Source organism: Pseudomonas sp. KU26590 (assembly GCF_026153515.1).
GTDB lineage: Bacteria > Pseudomonadota > Gammaproteobacteria > Pseudomonadales > Pseudomonadaceae > Aquipseudomonas.
The window spans coordinates 3083214-3103752 of the sequence record NZ_CP110644.1 but is presented as its reverse complement, the minus strand read 5'-3'; the positions used below and the strand labels follow the sequence as shown (position 1 = coordinate 3103752).

At 61.9% G+C, this 20539-nt stretch carries 19 protein-coding genes; 16 read left to right on the top strand and 3 right to left on the bottom strand.

Going from position 1 to position 20539, the window contains the following annotated elements; translation table 11 throughout:
• Window positions 1–84: 84 nt before the first annotated feature.
• From OKW98_RS13590 to OKW98_RS13580, 3 genes are read left to right on the top strand one after another with little or no spacing between them, the layout of a single operon-like run.
• Window positions 85–1539 carry a TolC family outer membrane protein gene (locus OKW98_RS13590; protein WP_416148465.1) on the top strand — a complete coding sequence of 485 codons (1455 nt, stop codon included), beginning with the start codon at window positions 85–87 and terminating at the stop codon, window positions 1537–1539.
• Entirely contained in the window at window positions 1536–3695 is a 2160-nt protein-coding gene (locus tag OKW98_RS13585; protein WP_265385199.1) for a type I secretion system permease/ATPase, read from the top strand. The genes OKW98_RS13590 and OKW98_RS13585 overlap by 4 nt, the downstream gene beginning before the upstream one ends.
• On the top strand, window positions 3692–4900 hold the full coding sequence (locus OKW98_RS13580; protein ID WP_265385198.1) for an HlyD family efflux transporter periplasmic adaptor subunit: 1209 nt from the start codon (window positions 3692–3694) through the stop codon (window positions 4898–4900). Before OKW98_RS13585 ends, OKW98_RS13580 begins: the two co-directional genes overlap by 4 nt.
• Here OKW98_RS13580 and OKW98_RS13575 read toward each other — a convergent pair whose 3' ends face one another.
• Entirely contained in the window at window positions 4901–5497 is a 597-nt protein-coding gene (locus OKW98_RS13575; RefSeq protein ID WP_265385197.1) for a trypsin-like peptidase domain-containing protein, read from the bottom strand. It lies immediately after the preceding gene.
• Between the two features lie 404 nt (window positions 5498–5901).
• Between OKW98_RS13575 and proP the strand changes: the two genes are divergently transcribed.
• The 4 genes from proP to OKW98_RS13555 all read left to right on the top strand — a co-directional run bounded on the left by proP (window position 5902) and on the right by OKW98_RS13555 (window position 10195).
• A complete protein-coding gene (gene proP, locus OKW98_RS13570; protein ID WP_265385196.1) occupies window positions 5902–7404 on the top strand; it encodes a glycine betaine/L-proline transporter ProP in 1503 nt (500 codons plus the stop codon).
• 231 nt (window positions 7405–7635) lie between these two features.
• Complete coding sequence (locus tag OKW98_RS13565; protein WP_265385195.1) at window positions 7636–7878, top strand: hypothetical protein; 243 nt, start codon at window positions 7636–7638, stop codon at window positions 7876–7878.
• Between the two features lie 94 nt (window positions 7879–7972).
• Window positions 7973–8647 carry an HAD family hydrolase gene (locus OKW98_RS13560; RefSeq protein ID WP_265385194.1) on the top strand — a complete coding sequence of 225 codons (675 nt, stop codon included), beginning with the start codon at window positions 7973–7975 and terminating at the stop codon, window positions 8645–8647.
• Between the two features lie 444 nt (window positions 8648–9091).
• Window positions 9092–10195, top strand: a complete 1104-nt coding sequence (locus OKW98_RS13555) for an IS110 family transposase (protein WP_265385193.1) — start codon at window positions 9092–9094, stop codon at window positions 10193–10195.
• Window positions 10196–10752: 557 nt separating this feature from the next.
• On the opposite strand, the gene OKW98_RS13550 is transcribed toward OKW98_RS13555, so the two are convergent.
• A complete protein-coding gene (locus tag OKW98_RS13550) occupies window positions 10753–11883 on the bottom strand; it encodes an alkene reductase (protein WP_265385192.1) in 1131 nt (376 codons plus the stop codon).
• A gap of 315 nt (window positions 11884–12198) precedes the next feature.
• Between OKW98_RS13550 and OKW98_RS13545 the strand changes: the two genes are divergently transcribed.
• The 9 genes from OKW98_RS13545 to OKW98_RS13505 all read left to right on the top strand — a co-directional run bounded on the left by OKW98_RS13545 (window position 12199) and on the right by OKW98_RS13505 (window position 19783).
• Window positions 12199–12510 (top strand): cupin domain-containing protein, encoded by a 312-nt coding sequence (locus OKW98_RS13545; protein ID WP_265385191.1) that lies wholly within the window; start codon window positions 12199–12201, stop codon window positions 12508–12510.
• Between the two features lie 560 nt (window positions 12511–13070).
• Window positions 13071–13925 carry a sensor histidine kinase gene (locus OKW98_RS13540; protein WP_265385190.1) on the top strand — a complete coding sequence of 285 codons (855 nt, stop codon included), beginning with the start codon at window positions 13071–13073 and terminating at the stop codon, window positions 13923–13925.
• A 423-nt stretch (window positions 13926–14348) separates the two neighbouring features.
• A complete protein-coding gene (locus OKW98_RS13535; RefSeq protein ID WP_265389614.1) occupies window positions 14349–15323 on the top strand; it encodes a GlxA family transcriptional regulator in 975 nt (324 codons plus the stop codon).
• A 130-nt stretch (window positions 15324–15453) separates the two neighbouring features.
• Window positions 15454–15963 (top strand): peptide-methionine (S)-S-oxide reductase MsrA, encoded by a 510-nt coding sequence (gene msrA / locus OKW98_RS13530; RefSeq protein WP_265389613.1) that lies wholly within the window; start codon window positions 15454–15456, stop codon window positions 15961–15963.
• Between the two features lie 203 nt (window positions 15964–16166).
• The gene (ehuB, locus tag OKW98_RS13525; protein ID WP_265389612.1) at window positions 16167–17057 is read left to right on the top strand and encodes an ectoine/hydroxyectoine ABC transporter substrate-binding protein EhuB; all 891 of its coding nucleotides are present in this window, start codon (window positions 16167–16169) and stop codon (window positions 17055–17057) included.
• Window positions 17058–17338: 281 nt separating this feature from the next.
• Window positions 17339–18019 carry an ectoine/hydroxyectoine ABC transporter permease subunit EhuC gene (gene ehuC / locus OKW98_RS13520; RefSeq protein WP_265389611.1) on the top strand — a complete coding sequence of 227 codons (681 nt, stop codon included), beginning with the start codon at window positions 17339–17341 and terminating at the stop codon, window positions 18017–18019.
• Entirely contained in the window at window positions 18016–18666 is a 651-nt protein-coding gene (gene ehuD, locus OKW98_RS13515) for an ectoine/hydroxyectoine ABC transporter permease subunit EhuD (RefSeq protein WP_265389610.1), read from the top strand. The genes ehuC and ehuD overlap by 4 nt, the downstream gene beginning before the upstream one ends.
• Window positions 18659–19450, top strand: a complete 792-nt coding sequence (locus tag OKW98_RS13510; RefSeq protein WP_265389609.1) for an amino acid ABC transporter ATP-binding protein — start codon at window positions 18659–18661, stop codon at window positions 19448–19450. The genes ehuD and OKW98_RS13510 overlap by 8 nt, the downstream gene beginning before the upstream one ends.
• Window positions 19451–19546: 96 nt before the next feature.
• Complete coding sequence (locus tag OKW98_RS13505; RefSeq protein WP_265389608.1) at window positions 19547–19783, top strand: hypothetical protein; 237 nt, start codon at window positions 19547–19549, stop codon at window positions 19781–19783.
• A gap of 333 nt (window positions 19784–20116) precedes the next feature.
• On the opposite strand, the gene OKW98_RS13500 is transcribed toward OKW98_RS13505, so the two are convergent.
• Window positions 20117–20515 carry a response regulator gene (locus tag OKW98_RS13500; RefSeq protein WP_265389607.1) on the bottom strand — a complete coding sequence of 133 codons (399 nt, stop codon included), beginning with the start codon at window positions 20513–20515 and terminating at the stop codon, window positions 20117–20119.
• Window positions 20516–20539: the final 24 nt, after the last annotated feature.

Here is a 20539-nt window from a genome sequence, read left to right as displayed (position 1 = left end):
ATTAACCAACAGGGAAGCTCTGTATTCGTACAGTAAGGAAGCCACGTGGAGCGCGTTCGCAAGCAGAAATGGCCGGCAGTCGTCCTGACCCTCGGCCTGTGTCACCCGATATTTTCCGTTGCACTGGCGCAGGATCAGATCGATCCAAGCCTGCGCAGCATCAGCCCTTCGCGGCTGCAAGTTAAGCCTGAGGACACGCGGCCCAAAGGTGGCAGCGCCAAAGGCAAATCCGGCGGTAAGTCCGAGGGCAGCACCCCAGGCAGTCCCGGGCCGGGTGCGGTGGCGGTCAAGGAAGACAGCCAGACCCTGGGCCTCGAACAGGCGGTCAGGCTCGCCGTTGACTGGCACCCCAGTATCAGCGAAGCGATCGGCACCTTGTATCAACAGGCCGAGGGCATCAACGTGGCCGAAGCCGGTTACTACCCGCAGATCTCCGGCGGGATAAAAGGCGGATACACCAGCGGCTACGGCAGCGACGCCGGCAGCCAGTCGGTGAGCATTTCCCTCAAGCAGATGCTCTACGATTTCGGCAAGGTCTCGAACGCGGTCGAGGCGGCTCGCGCCAAGGCGGCGCGCAGTCAGGCAAGTATTCTGCTGGCCATCGATCAAGTCAGCCGCGACACCGCCTTCGCGTACATCGAAGTCCAGCGCTATCAGCGTCTGGTGGACATCGCCCGCGAGCAGATCCGCGGCATCGGCGACATCGTCGAACTGGCCCGGCAGCGCAGCGACATGGGTGCCAGCACCCGTTCCGATGTGGTTCAGGCGCAGTCGCGGGCCGAGGGCGGGATGGCCACGTTGCAAGAGTACAAAGCACTCTACGCGCGCTGGCAGTCCACGCTGACCAACCTGCTCGGTCGGCAGACCCCGCCCCAGGTCAGCGATACGTTCAGTACCTCAATGACCGACGCCTGCAGCGCATCGGTGAGCACCGACGCCCTCCCCGCCGTGCTGCAAGCCGTCGCCCAACGCACCCAGGCCCAGGCCGAACTGGCCCAGTCCAAGGCTGAAGCCTACCCGACGCTGTCATTGCAGCCCTCGATCAACCAGTTCCTGGACGACCATTACGACGACCAGAACTCGACGATCAATCGCACCCAGGCCGGGATCTTTCTCAATCTGGAAGTGCCGATCTATCAGGGTGGCGCCATCAGCGCCCGCAGCCGCGCCGCCAACTATGCGCTGACCGCCGCCGATTCCGCCGAAGACGCCGCGCGCTTGCAGGCGCGGCAAGGGCTGGGCGAAGCGCAGGCACAGACGTCCGGCCTGACGCGACGTCTCAGCTCGCTGGAATCACGGCAGAGCAGCATCACCGAAGCCCGCGAGCTGTACGGACGGCAGTACCTGGAACTGGGCACCCGGCCGTTGCTTGACCTGCTCAATGCCGAGCAGGAGATCCACCAGTCGCGCTTCGACCTGGCCAACACCCAGGCTGACCTGCGCCGCCTGCAAATCGACTGCCTGTACAACAGCGGTGCGCTGCGCCGCGCATTCGGCATTGATCACAGCACCATCCAGCACGTGGAGATCCTGCCATGACCGAAACCATCGTCATCCCCGAAGCGCCCGCGGCAGGCCCTGATCGTCCAGACTATTCGCCGTGGCTGGAAGCCATCCTCACCGTCGCCCGGCATTACCGCCTCGACGTGTCACCGGAAAGCATTCGCCTGGCCTCGACCAACAGCGAGGGCCGCGTTGAAGAAGTGGTGCGATACATGGCGCGTCAGGCGGGCCTGAGCGTCAAGTTCGCCTCCTACGACCGCAAAAGCCTGTCCCGCTGGCGCACGCCGCTGCTGGTGCAACTGCGCGACGGCCAGGTCGGCGTCATCGAAAGTGTCAGCGAGCAAGGCGAACTGGGCATCGCCTACAGCGGCGACCAAGGCCTGCAAAGCCGCATCGACCCGGCCGTGCTCGCCGAGCAGGCGCTGCGCACGGTGATCCTGCGGCCCGTTCAGCCGCTGAGCGACGTGCGCACCGACGACTACATCAAGCCCTACGACGAGCACTGGTTCAGGCGCATTGTTCTCAGTGACCTGCGTCCGTACCGGCAAGTGATGCTCGCGTCGCTGGTCGCCAACCTGCTGGGCATGGCCGGCGTGCTGTTCTCCATGCAGGTCTACGACCGGGTGATTCCGGCCGAGTCCCTGCCGACCCTGTACGTGCTGTTCGGCGGCGTGATGCTGGCGCTGGTGTTCGATTTCGTCATGCGCATCATGCGTCTGCGCATCACCGACGTACTGGGCAAGCGCGCCGACCTGCGGGTCTCGGACCTGGTCTTCGGCCACGCCCTGCACCTGCGTAACTCGGCCCGGCCGAAATCCACCGGCTCGTTCATTTCGCAGCTGCGCGAGCTGGAGCAGATCCGCGACCTGATCACTTCCAGCACCACGACAGCGCTGGCGGACATGCCGTTTTTCTTCCTGTTCTTGCTGGTGTTCTACCTGATCGGCGGGTCGCTGGTGCTGATCCCTTTGGTTGCGCTGGTGGCGATGGTGCTGCCCGGCGTGCTCGCCCAACGCAAGCTGGCGCGGCTGGCCAATGCCTCCATGCGCGAAGCCGCATTGCGCAACGCCATGCTGGTGGAAGCGGTACAGGGCATTGACGACATCAAGGCGCTGCAGGCCGAGCAACGTTTCCAGCAGCAGTGGAATCATTACAACGCCGCGTCCGCCGACAGCAGTCTGAAACTGCGTTCGCTGACCAACAGCCTGGTGGCCTGGACTCAAAACGTGCAGGGCGCGGTGTTTGCCGTGGTCATCGTGTTCGGTGCGCCGATGGTGATTGCCGGCGACCTCACCACCGGCAGCCTGGTGGCCGCCTCGATGCTGGCTTCGCGGATGATGGCACCGATGGCGCAACTGACCCACGTGCTGACCCGCTGGCAACAGGCGAAGGTCGCGCTGCAAGGGCTCAATCGGCTGATGCAGATGCCGGTCGACCATCCCGAAGGCAGCCAGCGCGTGCATTTGCCCGCCATTCGCGGCGACTACGTGTTGCGTCAGGCCGGCTTCAAGTACAGCGAAGAGGCCTCGCCTGCCCTGAGCGGCATCAACCTGAACATTCGCCCCGGCGAGCGCGTGGCCATTCTCGGGCGTAACGGCGCAGGCAAGTCCACGCTGCTGCAGGCGCTGGCAGGTTCGATGGATTTGTCCAGCGGCGAAACCACCGTGGACGGCATCTCCCTCGCTCACTTGGACCCGGCCGACCTGCGCCGGGACGTCGGCCTGATGTCGCAACAGGCGCGGCTTTTCCACGGCACGCTGCGGGACAACCTGACCCTCGGCGCCGGCCAGGCCAGTGATCAGGAGATCATTGCCGCTTTGGCGGTGACCGGCGCGCTGGAGTTTGTTCGCCAGCTGCCCAAGGGGATGGATCACCTGATTCTCGAAGGGGGTTTGGGCCTGTCCGGCGGTCAGCGCCAGAGCCTGCTGCTGTCACGCCTGCTGATTCGCCAGCCCCAGGTGCTGCTGCTGGACGAACCCACGGCCTCGCTGGATGACATCACCGAACGCCAGTTGCTGGAAAAACTGTCGACCTGGTGTCGGGGCCGCACCCTCATCGTCGCCACGCACCGGGTCAGCCTGCTGCAACTGGTGGAACGCATCATCGTGCTGGACAACGGCCGCATCGTCATTGATGACCACCGCGACGCCGCCCTCACCCGACTCAGGCAGCCGCAAGGAGCGCAGGCATGAACGCACTGACCACCGAAAAAACGCCTCGGCTTGGCGATCAAGTCACCTACCTGGACGGCAAGGACGAGCGCAGCATTGCCGGCGGCGTGCGGGTCATCTGGATCTGCGCCGTGATGCTGGCGTCTTTTCTCGCCTGGGCGGCCTGGTTTCAGGTCGTCGAAGTCTCCACCGGCACCGGCAAAGTGGTACCCAGCTCCAGGGAGCAGCTGATTCAGTCGATGGAGGGCGGGATCATCAAGGAGCTGAACGTCAGCGAAGGCACGCTGGTGGAGCGCGGCCAGGTGCTGGCGCAGCTGGATGCGGTGAAGAGTGAATCGAACGTGGGTGAGAGCGAGGCGAAATACCGGGCGGCGCTGGCCAGCGTCAACCGCTTGCAGGCCGAGGTCAGTGAGAAACCGCTGGCCTTCGACCCGTCGCTGGACAAGTACCCGGAGCTGCGCCGCGCCGAAACCGAGCTGTTCAACGCCCGGCGCAAGGGCCTGAGTGAAACGCTGACCGGCATCGAAAGCTCGCTGAAACTGGTGCGCAGCGAACTGACCATCACCGAGAACCTGGCGAAGATCGGCGCGTCGAGCCGGGTCGAGGTGCTGCGCCTGAACCGCCAGCGCTCCGAGCTTGAGCTCAAGGCCACCGAGGCACGGTCTGAATACATGGTGCATGCCCGCGAAGACCTGGCCAAAGCCAACTCCGAGGCACAGATGCTGTCAGCGGTGATCCGCGGCCGCAGCGATTCGTTGTCACGCCTGACGCTGCACTCGCCGGTGCGCGGCATCGTCAAGGACATCAAAGTCACCACTATTGGCGGGGTCGTGCCGCCCAATGGGCAGTTGATGCAGATCGTGCCGCTGGATGAGCAACTGCTGATCGAAACCCGCATCTCGCCCCGGGACATTGCCTTCATTCACCCCGAGCAGCAGGCCAAGGTGAAAATCACAGCCTATGACTATTCGATCTACGGCAGCCTCGATGGCAAGGTGGTGACCATCTCGCCGGACACGATTCAGGATGAAGTCAAACCGGAAATCTTCTACTACCGCGTGTACATCCGCACGGACTCGGACGTATTGCGCAACAAGGCGGGCAAAACCTTTGCCATCGTCCCCGGGATGATCGCCACCGTGGACATCCGCACGGGTGAAAAAACCGTGCTGGATTACCTCATCAAACCCCTCAACCGCGCCCGCGAAGCCCTGCGAGAACGTTGATCAGTTGACAGCGAGGTGGGTCGGCGCTGGCGTGACTGGCTTGAGTTGCGCCATGTAACGGGTCCACTCGCGGTTGATCTCGTTGTACGGCATGAAGATGCTGACCCGTGGCTGGTTGGCCAGGTCCGGGCGCTTGATCTTGGCCAGGTCGCTGGAGGTCAGCAACGCCACGGTGATCCCCACTACCTTGCCGTCTGCCGCAAACACCGGGCCGCCCGACATACCCTTGGCCACCGGGCCATCATGGGTGCCGTACATCACGTTGCCTTCTTTGGCGTCCAGACGAACCATGGCCGGCAGCGCATGGCCGGTGCCTTTGACTGACATGTAGGCGGAGTTGTAGCCCACGGAGGTCAGTTCTTCACCCGGCTGATACGAACGCCACATCGGGACGGAGTCGGCCTTGTGCTTGAAGAACTGAACGTCGCCCTGCCCCTGGAACACCGCGCCCGAGATGTAGGGAATGTGCTTGACGGTGACAGCATAATCTTCGTTCCACTGGATCGCGGTGCCCATCAACAGATAGGGCAGCGGCGCACCGGAGTGGACGACGAAGGCTTGGTCAAAGACAGGATCCTGGGTGAAAGCGGTGGGCATTCCGTTGCACCCGCTGATCAGCACAGAGGCTGCAACAAGTGACTTGAAGGGGCGCATGTTTTTCCGTGGGTATGGGTTGATGGCGGAGTGAATATGTCATTGCGCCATCACTTAATCAATAGGTTTACTCTACCGTCCGTCTAGTGGTGATAAATTCATTTAATTGGATCCAGTCTTTTCGGATTTATTAATCGATAGATTTGGTCGATCATTCACTCTTTTGTACTAAGTTCTAAAAAAACAGCGGCCGTTCTGAATTATTTACGGCTTGGTTCTATCTCATCGGGAACGGCCTGCCACTGTTGCGACAGCACCTCTTTCCGTCGGAATCTGCGTGCTGTCGCTGGACAGAGAACTGTTCGCCACAACGCCGCAACGTCACACTTCCAGCTGCCGAGACTTCTATGAGATCACGCAAGAAAACCGTCAACCCGATCGGGTTGCAAGACATCACCATCGTCGACGATGCCAAGATGAAGAAGGCCATCACGGCTGCCGCCCTGGGCAACGCCATGGAATGGTTCGACTTCGGCGTCTACGGCTTTGTGGCCTACGCACTGGGCAAGATCTTCTTCCCCGGCGCCGACCCCAGCGTGCAGATGATCGCGGCCCTCGCGACCTTTTCGGTGCCCTTCCTGATTCGCCCCATCGGCGGTGTGTTCTTCGGCGCCATCGGCGACAAGTACGGACGACAGAAAGTCCTCGCCGCCACCATCGTCATCATGTCCCTCAGCACCTTCGCCATCGGGCTGATTCCCTCCTATGAATCGATTGGCATTTGGGCGCCGATCCTGCTGCTGCTGGCGAAGATGGCCCAGGGCTTTTCGGTCGGTGGCGAATACACCGGCGCCTCGATTTTCGTGGCTGAATACGCGCCGGACCGCAAACGCGGGTTCCTCGGCAGCTGGCTGGATTTCGGCTCGATCGCCGGTTTCGTACTCGGTGCCGGGGTCGTGGTGCTCATCTCCTCGGTGATCGGTGAGGAGAAATTCCTCGAATGGGGCTGGCGCCTGCCGTTCTTCCTCGCCCTGCCCCTGGGCATGATCGGGCTTTACCTGCGTAACGCGCTGGAGGAAACCCCTGCGTTCCAGCAGCACGTCGAAAAGCTGGAGCAAGGCGACCGCGAAGGCCTGGCCCATGGTCCGAAGGTCTCGTTCAAGGAAGTCGCCACCCAGCACTGGCGCAGCCTGCTGACCTGCATCGGCGTGGTCGCGGCGACCAACGTCACCTACTACATGCTGCTGACGTACATGCCCAGCTACCTCTCGCACAACCTGCATTACAGCGAGAACCGCGGCGTACTGATCATCGTGGCGATCATGGTCGGGATGCTGTTCGTGCAGCCGCTGATTGGTTTCCTCAGCGACAAGATCGGCCGTCGCCCTTTCATCATCGCTGGCAGCATTGCCTTGCTGGTGCTGTCGATTCCGGCGTTCAAGCTGATCAACAGCGGCCAGTTGGGCCTGATCTTCGCCGGTCTGCTGATGATCGCGGTGATCCTCAACTTCTTCATTGGGGTGATGGCCTCGACGCTGCCGGCGATGTTCCCCACCCACATCCGTTACAGCGCGCTGGCCAGTGCGTTCAACGTGTCGGTGTTGATCGCTGGCCTGACCCCAACCGTGGTCGCCTGGCTGGTTGAAACCACCCAGGACTTGTACATGCCGGCGTACTACCTGATGGTGGTCGCGGTGGTGGGCCTGATCACCGGTCTGACCATGAAAGAGACCGCGAACAAGCCGTTGCGCGGCGCAGCGCCGGCGGCATCGGACCTCAACGAAGCCCGGGAGCTGCTGCAGGAGCATCACGACAATATCGAACAGAAAATCGAAGACATCGACACGCAGATTGCCGAGCTGCAAACCAAGCGCGAAAGCCTGGTTCAGCAGCACCCGCGTATTGATTGATTTTGGTGGGACCGGCTTCAGCCGGGAAGAGGCCGGTTTGTACACCATCAGTGTTGTGGTGTACCACCCACGCCTTCCCGGCTAAAGCCAGTCCTGCACTGCCGTTCGCGGCCATTTGGCAAATTCGTCGGAACCGCTGCGCCCCTCTCCCGGTCAGGTCTTGCATGAGCATTCAACCGCATCTGTGCAGACACAGACACACGGACAGAGAACTGAAAGGCAGCCTTCCCCATGACCGACATCATTGATCACTTGCCCCTCGTGCTACGACCGCAAAGCGAAATGATCCTGGCCGATATACGCGCCTCCGGCTCGACCATCGATGTGGTCAAGAACGGCGCTCAGGCCAACGGCTTCGTGCTCGGGCTGCGGTGCTGTGGCGGCATTGACGCGCAGCAGGCCGAGCAGCTTTCCGAGTTCTACGACGGGGTCGTGGAATCGCGGTTAAAGCGGCTGACACTCGGGTTGTCCTGAGCCGACTTTTAATAGCCTTCCTTATCGGGCGAGCGCGTCCCTTTATTTTTTATCACTGTCAGCGGATGACACGTTTACTAACGGAGCCCAGACCATGCGATCCAATACTTCATTTTTGTTCGACCTCGACGGCACGTTGACTGACAGCGTTTACCAGAACGTGTCGGCGTGGAAGGAGGCCCTCGATTCGGAAGACATTCCCCTGGCGATGTGGCGCATCCACCGCAAGATCGGGATGAGCGGCGGCTTGATGCTGAAGATGCTGTCCCGGGAGACCGGGATGGAGATCAGTGAGGCGCAGGCCGAGCGGTTGAGCAAGAAGCACGCCGAGGCGTATGAGAGCACTCAGGATCAGATCATCGCCCTGCCCGGGGCTGTGGATTTGCTGAAGACGCTGGACGATGAGGGTTTTTCCTGGTGCATCGCGACCAGTGGGGAGATGTCGACGGCGAAGATCAATTTGAGGGCGTTGGGTCTGGACCCGAAGAAGATCAATCTGATTACGCGCGATGATGTGAAGAACGGCAAGCCGGACCCGGATTTGTTTGTGACGGCGGCGAAGAAGATTGACGCGAGGATCGAGGATTGTCTGGTGGTCGGTGATGCGATCTGGGACATGCTGGCGGCGCGGCGGTGTAAGGCGACGGGGATCGGGCTGTTGTCCGGAGGGTATGACGTGAGCGAGTTGGAGCGCGCCGGGGCATTGCGGGTGTATGAGGATCCGCTGGCGTTGCTTAATCATCTGGATGAGGTCGCTACGCGGGAGTAGAAGCTTAAGAGCGTCTGCCTGGGGGCAGACTGTTTCGCCTTCGGCGACTTACTTTTGAAAAGCACCAAAAGTAAGCAAAAGTGCCTGCTCCTGGTTGGGCCCTTCCTTCGTCAGGGTTCCTTCACTCCGGTCCCGCTCCGTGGGCCCGCGCCGAACGGACATCCATGTCCTGACGGCGCTCTCGCCGCATCCATGCGGCTCGGCCCACTGCGCGAGACCTGCGTTCAGCCTGCACCCAAGTCGCGATTGGTGTCGCCTAGACTTCCTGTGTACGAAGATCAAAGGCAGATCACAAGCGGATCACAGTCGGATCAACTGCTTCCCGGCTGAAGCCGGTGCCACTGACTGAATGCTTTCCTCTGTAATTGGATGGACTCGCCCAGGCCGAGGCGTCAATGCGCCACGGTGGCAGTCTAAACAGCCAACGACAGCGAGGGCGAGTCCATGAAAAAGCATACGACGGTTAATCAGTCTCTGTCTTCATCCGATCTCCCGGCATGCACCACCGTGGCGATTGATCTTGCCAAGCGGGTCTTTCAGATCGCTGGTGAAGATGCCTTGGGCCAGGTGCTCTATGAGGAGCGGATCAAGTCACGAGAAGCCTTCTACGCATTTTTGTGCAAGCTCGAACCGCACGTTATCGTTCTCATGGAAACCGGTCCGGGCGCTCAAGCCTGGGCGCGGCAGCTGCAAGATCAGGGCAATCTGGCACGCATACTTCCAGCCGGGCGCGTCGCTGATCATCGCAGCGGCGCCAAGAATGATCGCAACGATGCGCTCGCAATATTGCGCGCGGGCCGCGACAGCAGAATTTCGGCAGTGCCCATCAAAAGTGCCGCGGAGTTGGCCATGCAGGCATTGCACCGTATTCGCCAAGGTTACGTGCGTCGGCGCACAGCAGTGGGTAACCAGATGCGCGGTTTGCTGCTCGAGCACGGCGTCGCCATGGCGCAAGGCGAGGTGGCGATCAGCCAGAAAGTACCTCGGGTACTGGAAGACGCTACCCAGCCGTTGCCGGAGATGTTGCGCGAACTGATCGACGAGTTGCTGGGCGAATGGCGCCATTTGGGCGAGCGAGTCAGTGTATTGACCGGGCGTCTGGAGGTTGCTGCGAAACGGGACAAGACCGCCGTGCGGCTGATGACCATACGCGGTGTCGGGCCGATCATTGCCACCGCGATAGTAGCCAAGCAAACCCGGCCTGAGCGATTCGCTGACGCGCGCATGTTTGCGGCCTACTTCGGCCTGGTGCCCGATCAAAACAGCTCAGGAGAGCGGGTTCGCCTGGGTCGAATGACCAAGCGTGGTGATGGGTACATCCGCAGCCTGGCGATACAGGGTGCTCATGCAGTGTTGAGGCAGCTGCGGCACGACTCCGAGCAGCCGGATGACCGTCGGCTGTTGCAGTGGCTGAGCCGTCTGGGAAGCAAAAAAGCCGCCGTACGGCTGGCGAACCGCAACCTGCGCATCATCTGGTCGCTTTTACAGAATGATCAGACTTATCGTCGTGAGCCGTCCAATAGGCAGGCGGCGGCGATGAGTCACTGATCCAAAGCGTTCTGCCACCGGGGCGCAAAAGCGCTCCTGCCCCTGCTAGAAAACATTGACCCCAGGTAAGACCGTCGCGGATAGATGCCTTGGCTCCTACTGGCCCTTGAGGCCTGACTGTAATAGGCATACCGCGAGCTCAACCAATGTTGGCCAGAAGCCCAGAGCGGCTTCCTCGAACAGGCCTTATACATAGATGCAACCGGGTGGCGGTGTTGAAAAGCGGGTAGACAGTGGAGGCGAGTCCATACATAGGAGCCGGCTTGCTGGCGAACGCGGTGGGTCAGCACTAATGAAATCGACTGACCCTACGCATTCGCCAGCAAGCCGGCTCCTACGGCCTGCCGGCCAGAATCAAACACAGATCAACCGCTGACCAGATGCAGATAATTGATCGTTGCACCGGCCCCAGACTGCATGCGTAGTGGGACCGGCTTTAGCCGGGAAGAGGCCAGTGCATCCACCGCGAATGATCGTTCCCACGTTCCGCGTGGGAACGCATCCCTGTGACGCTCCGCGTCCGCGTCTGTGCTCGATCCGGGATGAGGCGAGGGGTTTTATTCGCCAGCCTTATAAAACGGGTAATCGACATAGCCCACTTCAGTCCCGCCATACAGCGTGGCCGGGTTGACGGGGTTGAGGGGCCAGCCGTTGGCGATGCGTGCCGGCAGGTCGGGGTTGGCGATGAAGGGGCGACCGAAGGCGATGAGGTCGGCCAGGCCGGCGTCGATCAGGCGGTTGCCGCGTTCAGCGGTGTAGCGACCGGCGTACATGATGCGTCCGCTGAAGGCTTCACGGATGGCTTTGCGGAAGGTTTCCGGCAGTTCGGGGGCGTTGTCCCAGTCGGCTTCGGCGATGGAGACGTAGGCGACGCCTGCGTTTTCCAGGACCTTGATGGCTTCGACGTAGGTGTGCTGCGGGTCGCTTTCCACCAAGCCGATGTAGACGCGTTCTTCATCGGTGCTGGCGAACAGCGGCGAGAAGCGCACGCCCAGACGGTCCGCGCCCACGGCTTCGGCGACGGCGGTGACGATCTCGCGCAAGAAGCGCAGACGGTTTTCCAGCGAACCGCCGTATTCGTCATCGCGGTGGTTGGCGTGCTCGGAGATGAACTGGTTGACCAGATAACCGTTCGCCGCGTGAATTTCCACGCCGTCAAAGCCTGCTTCAATCGCATTTTTCGCGGCCTGGGCGTACAGCTTCACCAACGCGCGGATTTCTTCGACGGTCAGGGCGCGAGGCGTCGGCGGCACCACGAGCTGTCCTGCGCCCGGCGCGGTTTCGATGAACGCTTTGGCGTTGGCCGCCGGGATCGCCGAGGGGGCGACCGGTGCTTCGCCGTTGGGCTGCAGCGCGTGGTGGGACACGCGACCCACATGCCAAAGCTGAGCGAAGATCACGCCCTCTTCCGCGTGCACCGCGTCGGTCACTTTGCGCCAGCCTTCGACCTGCTCGGCGCTGTACATGCCCGGTGTCCACGCATAACCCTGGCCACGAGGCTCGATCTGAGTGCCTTCGGTGATCATGAAACCGGCGGACGTACGCTGCTGGTAATAGGTCGCCATCAGGTCCGAAGCGATATCACCCGGCTGCAGGCTTCTCTGGCGGGTCAACGGCGGGAAGGCAATGCGGTTTTTCAGCACGTGCCGGCCCAGCGTTACGTGGGTGAGCAAGGGTTGCGTGGACATGGGTGATACTCCGTTCAAAGCATTGAAAGTGGTGACCGGATCGGCCGGCGTAGACCAGTCGTCTAGTGGATGGCCGGGAGTCTAAAGCGCACCCGCAGACCCGGCAATGTCAGATCCGCAATGATTCCGGACATCGGGCGCAGGCAGAGCCACTTGCAAAATCTTGCGCTTTTGACCCCTCCTGCACTCGCGAGCCGTTGCACTCGGCAGTCGCGCGCTTATCATTCCGCACATCGAACGTTGGGCCAACCTGACACCGCAACAACGCAACAACGCAGCCCATCGGTCAAAGACCTACTATTGAACAGGCACCCCATGAACATCATCCGCAGCAAAGACTTCACCGGTGACCGCCCGTGGGCCGCGCTGGACATTGCCAACATGAACGGCATCACCACGCGACTGCACTGGACGGATCAGCCGTACAAATGGCACGTCAATGATGGTCAGGAGGTGTTTGTGGTGCTGGACGGGCAAGTGGAGATGCGCTTCAAGCAGGACGGCGTCGAGGAGAAAACCGTGCTGCAACCCGGCGATATTTTCTACGCCTCCATGGGCACGGCCCACGTTGCCCACCCGCTGGGTGAAGCGCGGATTCTGGTGATCGAAAGCGAGGGCAGCATCTAAGACGAGCCGCCTGACACCGCATATCCCTCGTAGGACCGGAGATCTGCAGTGGGACCGGCTTTAGCCGGGAATAGGACGGTGTCACGCCGCAGAGCAATTGACGTGCCCCGTATCTGAATATAGGAGCGCGCTTGCCCGCGAAACCGTAGTCACGGACGACCAGTATGCGTCGGATGTACCTGCCTCTTCGCGGGCAAGCGCGCTCCTACACCGATCAGCGGCGCACAATCAGCTCGCGAAGCAGACACTGGCCTCTTCCCGGCTAAAGCCAGTCCTGCAATGTGATCGCGGTCATTCAGTGGGACCGGCTTCAGCCGGGAAGAGGCCGGTGTGTAGACCATCAGTTTCCGGTGTGACAACTGACGCCTTCCCGGCTAAAGCCAGTCCTACCGGGCGCCACCGAAACGCGGTCCTGGCGTTCCGTTCACCCAGTGTGGGGACTCTGACAGACATCAGGGTGCTCGTTCCTGCCAAAGCGCCCTCGCCCCCGTTTCAAGCCGGACACGCTGCGTATACTCAAGGGCGACGAAGCACAGGACTTCGAACCGCCGGGGGCTACGATGCTGGACGAACATCAATCTCCTCTCTACACCCGCTTCCCGCAGCCAGCGGAACAACACTGGCCGGACGCGGTTCGGTACCCTTCTCTACATCCCCTCGCGGACCCGACAGCGCGTCTTGCCAATCCCTGCCACCAGAACGCCGCCGCGCTAAGCGATTACGCCCAAAGCCTTCACGCCCGCAAGATGGCCGAGTTCAGCGCCTCCATCGCCCATGAAATCTGCCAGCCCCTTCTGGGCATCGCCGCCAATGCCGCCGCATGCCTGCGCTGGCTGCAGCGCGACGTGCCGGATGTCGAAGAAGCCATCGCCGGTCTGAAGGACCTGCGCGCTGGCTGCGAACGTGCCGCCAACATCGTCAAGGCCCTGGGCGCGCTGGCCCGCCAGGCACCTTTACAGCTGCAGAGCCTGAAGATTGACGACGTCATTCGCGAAGCCATTCTCCTCACCCAGCCTGCGCTTACTGCACAGCGGGTGCGGCTTGAAACCGGTTTGTTCGTCGATCAGTCCATCGTTGCCGATGCGGTGCAGCTGCAGCAGTTGCTGGTCAATCTGATCACCAATGCCGTGGAAGCCATGGCCGGTTGTGGCGGCGACGCTGCTGTCCTGCGCATCCATTCATTCACCCTCAATGACGGCGTCGAAGTGTGCATCGAGGACAACGGCCCGGGCATCCCGGCAGATCGTCGCGAACAGATCTTCGGCGCGTTCTACACCACCAAGGGCAGCGGCCTCGGCGTCGGCCTGGCGATCTGTCGCGCGGTGGTCAACGCGCACCACGGGCGCATCTGGGCACAAGCCTCGGCCAGCGGTGGCGCACGCATTCGCGTTCAGCTGCCAACGTGCTGTTACTGACCGGCTGGCGTTAGGCTGACCATCAACCCGACAACCCCGCTAACGACTTGCCAACCCCAGTCCGCTCAAAGGCGATGAACAGGCGGCACATCACCAAACGCCCATTCGCGGGCAAGCGCGCGCCTGCATTGGTTTTTTACGGCGATTGGTTACCCATGTGGTACGCAGGATCCGTTGGAGCCGGCTTGCTGGCGAGCGCGATTTGTCTGTGACCCGTTCGGCGGCTGACATGCCGCCTTCGCCAGCAAGCCGGCTCCTGCAGCGATCGCGGTGGTCAATAACTCTACGGCAACTGTTCCGACGCCATCGCCGACAAGCGCGCTCCTGATTCACATCCGTCCGCGCAATCCCCTAGAATGCCGCCTGGTTTCAGGCTCGTGCCCCCTGCCCTGGCAATGGCGGCAATGAATAGGCGATCGAGGCATGCGCGACATTCCCAAGCAAAAGACAGTGGCGATGGTGCTGTTCAACGACGTGCTCATGCTCGACGTGACCGGTCCCATGGACGTCTTTTCGATTTCCAATCGACTGCTGACGACGGAGAAACAGTACCGACTGATCACCGTCGCCGAACGCCCGCTGCTCATCCGCAGCTCCTGCGGGCTCAAGGTTCAGGCGGACCTGGCGCTGGACGACCTGCCGGCCGACATCGACCTGCTGCTGGTCCCCGGCGGGCCCGGCGCATACGGCGTCAGCCACCCTCAGCTCACCGCCTGGCTGCCGGCTGCGGCCCAGGGCGCCCGGCGTTTCGGCGCGGTTTGCACCGGCGCGTTTCTGCTGGGTGACGCCGGCCTGCTCGACGGTTACCGCTGCACCACCCACTGGAATTACGTCGAGCGCCTGGCCCGGCGGTTCCCCGCGTCCCGCGTCGAAACCGAACAGATCTACGTCGTGGACCGCAACCTGATCACCTCCGGGGGTATTACGGCGGGGATCGACATGGCCCTGGCGATCGTCGCCGAAGACCACGGCAAAGACATCGCTCTGGAAGTGGCCAAAGTGCTGCTGGTGGTGATGAAGCGTCAGGGCGGACAAACGCCCTACGGCCCGCTGCTGGCGGCTGTGCCCCGGGATGACAGCGCGATTGCCCGGGTGCAGGCGTACGTCGTCGACCATATTGATGAGGCGTACACCGTGCAGCGCATGGCCGACCTGGCGGCGATGAGCCCGCGCAATTTCGCCCGGGCGTTCCAGCGCGAAGTCAGCCTGACGCCCATGCAATTCCTGCTCAACGCGCGCATCGACCATTCACGCAAACTGCTCGAAGGCAGCGACCTGCCGCTCAAGGTCGTGGCCAGTCGCTGCGGCTTCGGCAGCGCGCGGCACATGCGCAAGGCGTTCAGCGAGCGCATCGGCATGACGCCCGGCCAATACCGTCAGCAGTTCGGCGGCGACTGAACGAGTGCGCGCATCAATCATCTGATCTTCAAGGGCGGCCGTTGCGCCGCGCACTCGCAAACAGGCTCGCAGACACGCACACTGCGCTGCGTACCTGACACACCCCGTTAATAGCTGGAAGGACTTGCCCATGACCACCCACACCGAAACCGCGCTGCTTGCCGGAGGCTGCTTCTGGGGCATGCAGGACTTGCTGCGCCGCTACCCCGGCGTCGTGTCGACCCGCGTCGGCTACTCCGGTGGCGACGTTGACAACGCCACCTATCGCAACCACGGCACCCACGCTGAAGCCATTGAAATCGTCTTCGATCCCGAGATCATCAGCTACCGTCAGATTCTCGAATTCTTCTTCCAGATTCACGACCCGTCGACCCCGAACCGTCAGGGCAATGACAAGGGCGTGAGCTATCGCTCGGCGATTTTCTACTTGAGCGAACAACAGAAAGCCGTAGCGCTGGACACCGTCGCCGATGTCGACGCTTCGGGCCTGTGGCCGGGCAAAGTTGTCACCGAAATCGCCCCGGCCGGGCCATTCTGGGAAGCCGAGCCCGAGCATCAGGATTACCTGGAGCGTATTCCGAATGGCTACACCTGCCATTTCGTTCGCGCGGGCTGGAAACTGCCGCACCGCCAAACCTGAACAACAGCCTGACCGACCAGGAAGATTCCCCAAGACCGCCTTGCCAGAGCGGTCCAAGGGGAATACGGTTACCGGCGCATGGCCCGAATTGATCGGGCCTAAATGCATAACCTAATAACTAAAAGATATTTATCTAATCTTTTTTAGACTCTTATGATTCGCGGCTTCCGCTCTCCTGCCCTCATTGACGTCACGAGTCCGCCATGCCCAATCGTCGTAACATTTTTGGCAACATTCCCCGTTCGATGTCTGTCGCATTCGGCTCCGCCCTGGTGCTGAACGCCGTGCTTTCGTTCTCCGCCGTCGCCGGCCTGCTGGAAAAGGGCCGCAGTCAGGGCCTGACCGCCGGCATCGCCAACGAGCAACCCTATGCCTACGTGGGCACCGACGGGAAAGTCGTCGGCGCCAACGTCGAAATTCTCCGGGCCATTCTCGAACCGCTGGGTATCAGCAAGGTTGAGCTGCCGATCACCGAGTTCGGCTCGCTGGTGCCGGGTCTTGCGGCAGGCCGTTTCGATCTGATCGGTGCCGGCCTGTTCATCAACCCGGCGCGCTGCAAAGTGATCGGCTATTCCAACCCGGTCACCCGCTCCGGTGGCGCGTTTCTGGTCAAGGCCGGCAACCCGCTGAAGCTGCACAGCCTCAAGGACGTCGCGGCCAACGGCAAGGCGCGCCTGGCAACGCAGCCCGGCAGCAATCAGGTGCAGGAAGCCAAGGACAGCGGCATCAGCAATGGCAACGTCGTGCTCTTCGACAAAGACACCGAAGCACTCGCCGCGCTGCAGGCCGATCGCGTCGACGTGGTGTACTTCCCCGATGCGGAGATCATCGGCCTGCTGAAAAAAGCCGACGGCACGCCGGTTGAACGGGCCCTGCCGTTCGAGCAGATCCCGGACGCCGACGGCAAACCGACCTGGAATTACCACGCCTACGGCCTGCCGAAAAACGATCCGGCGTTCACCCAGGCGTTCAACGAGCAACTGGCGAAACTGCGCGCGTCCGGCGACCTGCTGAAGATCCTGCAGAAGTACGGCTACACCGAAAACGAACTGCCACCCGCAGACGTCACCGCCGAGCAACGCTGCAACCGCTGATGCCGATGTCGACGCCGACGCCGACGCCGACGCCGACGATGATGATGATGATGATGATGCCGGCGCCATTGTAGGACCGGCTTTAGCCGGGAAGGCGTCGATAGGCACACTGCAAAATCGAAGGCGTCAGCACGGGCCTGTTCCCGGCTGAAGCCGGTCCTACTGTGGGATCGCATGCAGTCAGTGGGACCGGCTTTAGCCGGGAAGGCGTCGATAGGCACACCGCAAAGTTGATTTTTCGCCCCGCGACATGACGGCCCCAGCCCATATGAGTACGGCCCATGCTTTTTGATGCTTCTACCCTGGACACCGCGCGCTTCATCGCCCGCCAACTGGCCAACGGCGCACTGGTCACCCTGGAAATCACTTTCTTCGCCCAAGTCGTCGTGGTGGTGATGTCGTTTGTCATCGCGCTGATGCGCCTGTCGCCGTGGCGCGCGCTGCGCTGGATCGCGACGGTCTACGTCGAAATCCTGCGTGGCATCTCCGCCCTGGTGCTGCTGTTCTACCTGTTCTTCATCCTGCCGCTGTTCGGCGTCACCCTGGCGCCGATGACCACCGGCGTTCTCGGCCTGGGCCTGACCTTTTCCGCTTACGGTTCCGAAATTGTGCGCTCGGCCCTGAGCAATGTCGCACGTGGCCAACGGGACGCGATCAAAGCCCTGGACTTCGACGCGATCACGGCGTTTCGCCGAATCATCCTGCCCCAGGCCTTGCCCTTCATGCTGCCGCCGATGGGCAATCAACTGGTCGAACTGCTGAAGACCACCTCGCTGGTGTCGCTCATCACCCTCAGCGACCTGACCTTCTCCGGCGGTCAACTGATCACCACCCTGGGCCAGCAGACGCTGATCTGGAGCATTGTGCTGGTGTGTTATTTCGTCATGGCCTGGCCCCTCAGCTGGCTGGTCAAGCGCTATGAGCGACGGGTCACCCACTGGCGTCGCGGGGTCGCACCATGAACTTCGATTACGCCTTCGCCTGGTCCATCGTCCCCGATCTGTTTCAGGGCCTGCTGGTGACGCTGCAAGTCGTGATCCTCGGCTTTGTGCTGGCGGTGCTGCTCGGTCTGCTGCTGGCCATCGCTCAACGCTCGAAAAACACGCTGGTGCAACGATTGAGCGCCGGCTACCTGAGTTTCTTTCGGCACACGCCGCTAATGGTGCAGCTCTACGTGCTGTTCTTCGCCCTGCCCCTGGCCGGCCTGACCCTGCCGGCGATTTCCACCGGAGTCATCGGGCTCGGCCTGTATTACGCGGCCTACATTGCCGAAGCCTTTCGCGGCGCCATCGAAGGCGTGCCAGCCGGTCAATGGGAGGCGGCCAGGGCCCTGGATTTCGACCGTGCAACGACGTGGCGAAGGATCGTCCTGCCCCAGGCCCTCAAGCCCATGCTGCCGGTGCTTGGCAATTACCTGATCGGCATGTTCAAGGAAACCCCGCTGCTGGCGGTAATCACCATTCCCGAGTTGTTCCAGGCAGCCAAACAGATCGCCGGCATGACCTACCGCTACAACGAGCCCTACACGGTGATGGCGCTGATGTTTCTGGCGATCAGCGTGCCGACCTCCCTGTTGTTCAAATATTTCGAGAGGCGCAGCCATGTCTGATCTTGCACACGCTCTGCCCGGCGCTTCGCCGCAGATCCTCCTCAAGCAAGTGGTGAAAAACTTCGGCGCGACCCGGGTCATCGATCACCTGGACCTGAGCATTCCCGCCGGCCAGAAAGTCGCCTTGATCGGCCCCAGCGGTTCGGGCAAATCCACCGTGCTGCGCCTGATCAAGGGCCTTGAGGCCTATCAGCACGGCAGCATCGAGGTGGCCGGCGCGTCGGTGCCGGCCAAGTCGGGCGGGTGGCACTGGCCGGGCGCGAAAAAGCCGCCGGTGGTGCACCGCGTCGGCATGGTGTTTCAGCAGTTCAACCTGTTCCCCCACCTGACCGTGCAGCAGAACGTCACTGAGGCGCCGCTGCAAGTGCTCAAGCTGAGCCGCGAAGAGGCCCTGGAGCGCGCCCATCAATACCTCGGGCTGGTCGGTTTGAGCCACAAGGCCGACGCCTATCCCGCGCAGCTATCCGGCGGGCAACAACAGCGCGTGGCGATCGCTCGGGCGCTGGCCATGCGACCCCAGGTGATGCTGTTCGACGAGGTCACCTCCGCCCTCGATCCGGAGCTGGTCGGTGAAGTGCTGGCGGTGATTCGCGCCATCGCCCACGAGCAGCAGATGACCATGCTGCTGGTGACCCACGAAATGAAGTTCGCCCAGGACATTGCCGACCGCGTGCTGTTCATGGAGGCCGGGCGCATCGTCGCCGATGGCTCGCCGACTGAAGTGCTGGTGGATCCGCAGAACGAGCGCACCCGACGTTTTCTCAATCTGGTGGAGCAACGTTGATCGGCTTCAGATCAGGTTCGCGCGACGTCGAAAAAAACCCGAACTCGCCGACCGCCCACACATCCAACCTTCATACACCACAGCGAGGATGAACCCATGAGCAACGACACCCCGGTCGACCCACGCAACGTCACGCAGCCCGACGCGCCAACCCTCGACAGCGCAGGCAAACCTGTGAATGTCGTAGCGCGGGACCTCAACGACCCGGACGACGACACCCGCGCGGTGGACGAGGTCATCACGCCAACCTCCATTCGGGAAAAGGAACAGGACGCGGAAGAACTGAACAAGAAATCAGCGGAAATCGAACGCAAGGTCGCTGACGGCCGTTGATTCGCCCGAGGGCGGTCTCACCGCCGCCCTACTTCCTTGATTTATATCCACTCCCCGCATCATCTGCCGCGCTGCACAATCGATGGCGTCTGTACCGGACTCTTCCCGGCTGAAGCCGGTCCCACAAAAAGCATCCCCTGCATCCAGTGAGGCTTTCTGCGCCCCGGCTGCGGCAGCGGCTATAACCTCGACTCCGCACCATCACCTTCAAAAAACCGAGTTAACTGCCAGCGTCTGTGTAGCAGCAGATCAACAAGGCGCAGCTGACCCTGGACGCCGTCAAACCGGTGCTCGACAGATGGGCCAAGGACATCCGCCTGAGTGTCGAGGCGCTCAAGGCGAAGCAGTGACCGCTTCCGGCTGAGCGCCCTCGCAAGCGCCCAGCAGTTCGCGCACCGCCTCAAGCACGGCGCTGATCTCGAACGGCTTGTCGAACACCTTGCTGAACAGATCGGGCCGGGCGACGCCCAGATGAGACTGCGCACCGCTCATGAGCACAATAGGGATCTGCCCCAGGCTCTGATTGACGCGCACCGCTTCCGCCAGCTCGATGCCGTTCATCCCGGGCATCATGTAATCGGTAATGATGAGCTGCGGACGCTCACGCTCGAGTATGCCCAGCGCCTTCAGCCCGCTGCCGGCGGTGACGGTCAGGTAGCCTTCGTCTTCCAGCGCGAAGCTCAGTATGTCGGCGATGAGGTATTCATCATCGACAATCAGAATGGTGGTCATGCAGCCCTCCGCGCTGTCGAGCGA

Coding starts and splice junctions, on each gene's coding strand:
- OKW98_RS13585 (WP_265385199.1), top strand. CDS start 1,536: ATGACCGAAACCATCGTCATCCCCGAAGCGCCCGCGGCAGGCCCTGAT.
- OKW98_RS13580 (WP_265385198.1), top strand. CDS start 3,692: ATGAACGCACTGACCACCGAAAAAACGCCTCGGCTTGGCGATCAAGTC.
- OKW98_RS13575 (WP_265385197.1), bottom strand. CDS start 5,497: ATGCCCACCGCTTTCACCCAGGATCCTGTCTTTGACCAAGCCTTCGTC.
- proP (WP_265385196.1), top strand. CDS start 5,902: ATGAGATCACGCAAGAAAACCGTCAACCCGATCGGGTTGCAAGACATC.
- OKW98_RS13565 (WP_265385195.1), top strand. CDS start 7,636: ATGACCGACATCATTGATCACTTGCCCCTCGTGCTACGACCGCAAAGC.
- OKW98_RS13560 (WP_265385194.1), top strand. CDS start 7,973: ATGCGATCCAATACTTCATTTTTGTTCGACCTCGACGGCACGTTGACT.
- OKW98_RS13555 (WP_265385193.1), top strand. CDS start 9,092: ATGAAAAAGCATACGACGGTTAATCAGTCTCTGTCTTCATCCGATCTC.
- OKW98_RS13550 (WP_265385192.1), bottom strand. CDS start 11,883: ATGTCCACGCAACCCTTGCTCACCCACGTAACGCTGGGCCGGCACGTG.
- OKW98_RS13545 (WP_265385191.1), top strand. CDS start 12,199: ATGAACATCATCCGCAGCAAAGACTTCACCGGTGACCGCCCGTGGGCC.
- OKW98_RS13540 (WP_265385190.1), top strand. CDS start 13,071: ATGCTGGACGAACATCAATCTCCTCTCTACACCCGCTTCCCGCAGCCA.
- OKW98_RS13535 (WP_265389614.1), top strand. CDS start 14,349: ATGCGCGACATTCCCAAGCAAAAGACAGTGGCGATGGTGCTGTTCAAC.
- msrA (WP_265389613.1), top strand. CDS start 15,454: ATGACCACCCACACCGAAACCGCGCTGCTTGCCGGAGGCTGCTTCTGG.
- ehuB (WP_265389612.1), top strand. CDS start 16,167: ATGCCCAATCGTCGTAACATTTTTGGCAACATTCCCCGTTCGATGTCT.
- ehuC (WP_265389611.1), top strand. CDS start 17,339: ATGCTTTTTGATGCTTCTACCCTGGACACCGCGCGCTTCATCGCCCGC.
- ehuD (WP_265389610.1), top strand. CDS start 18,016: ATGAACTTCGATTACGCCTTCGCCTGGTCCATCGTCCCCGATCTGTTT.
- OKW98_RS13510 (WP_265389609.1), top strand. CDS start 18,659: ATGTCTGATCTTGCACACGCTCTGCCCGGCGCTTCGCCGCAGATCCTC.
- OKW98_RS13505 (WP_265389608.1), top strand. CDS start 19,547: ATGAGCAACGACACCCCGGTCGACCCACGCAACGTCACGCAGCCCGAC.
- OKW98_RS13500 (WP_265389607.1), bottom strand. CDS start 20,515: ATGACCACCATTCTGATTGTCGATGATGAATACCTCATCGCCGACATA.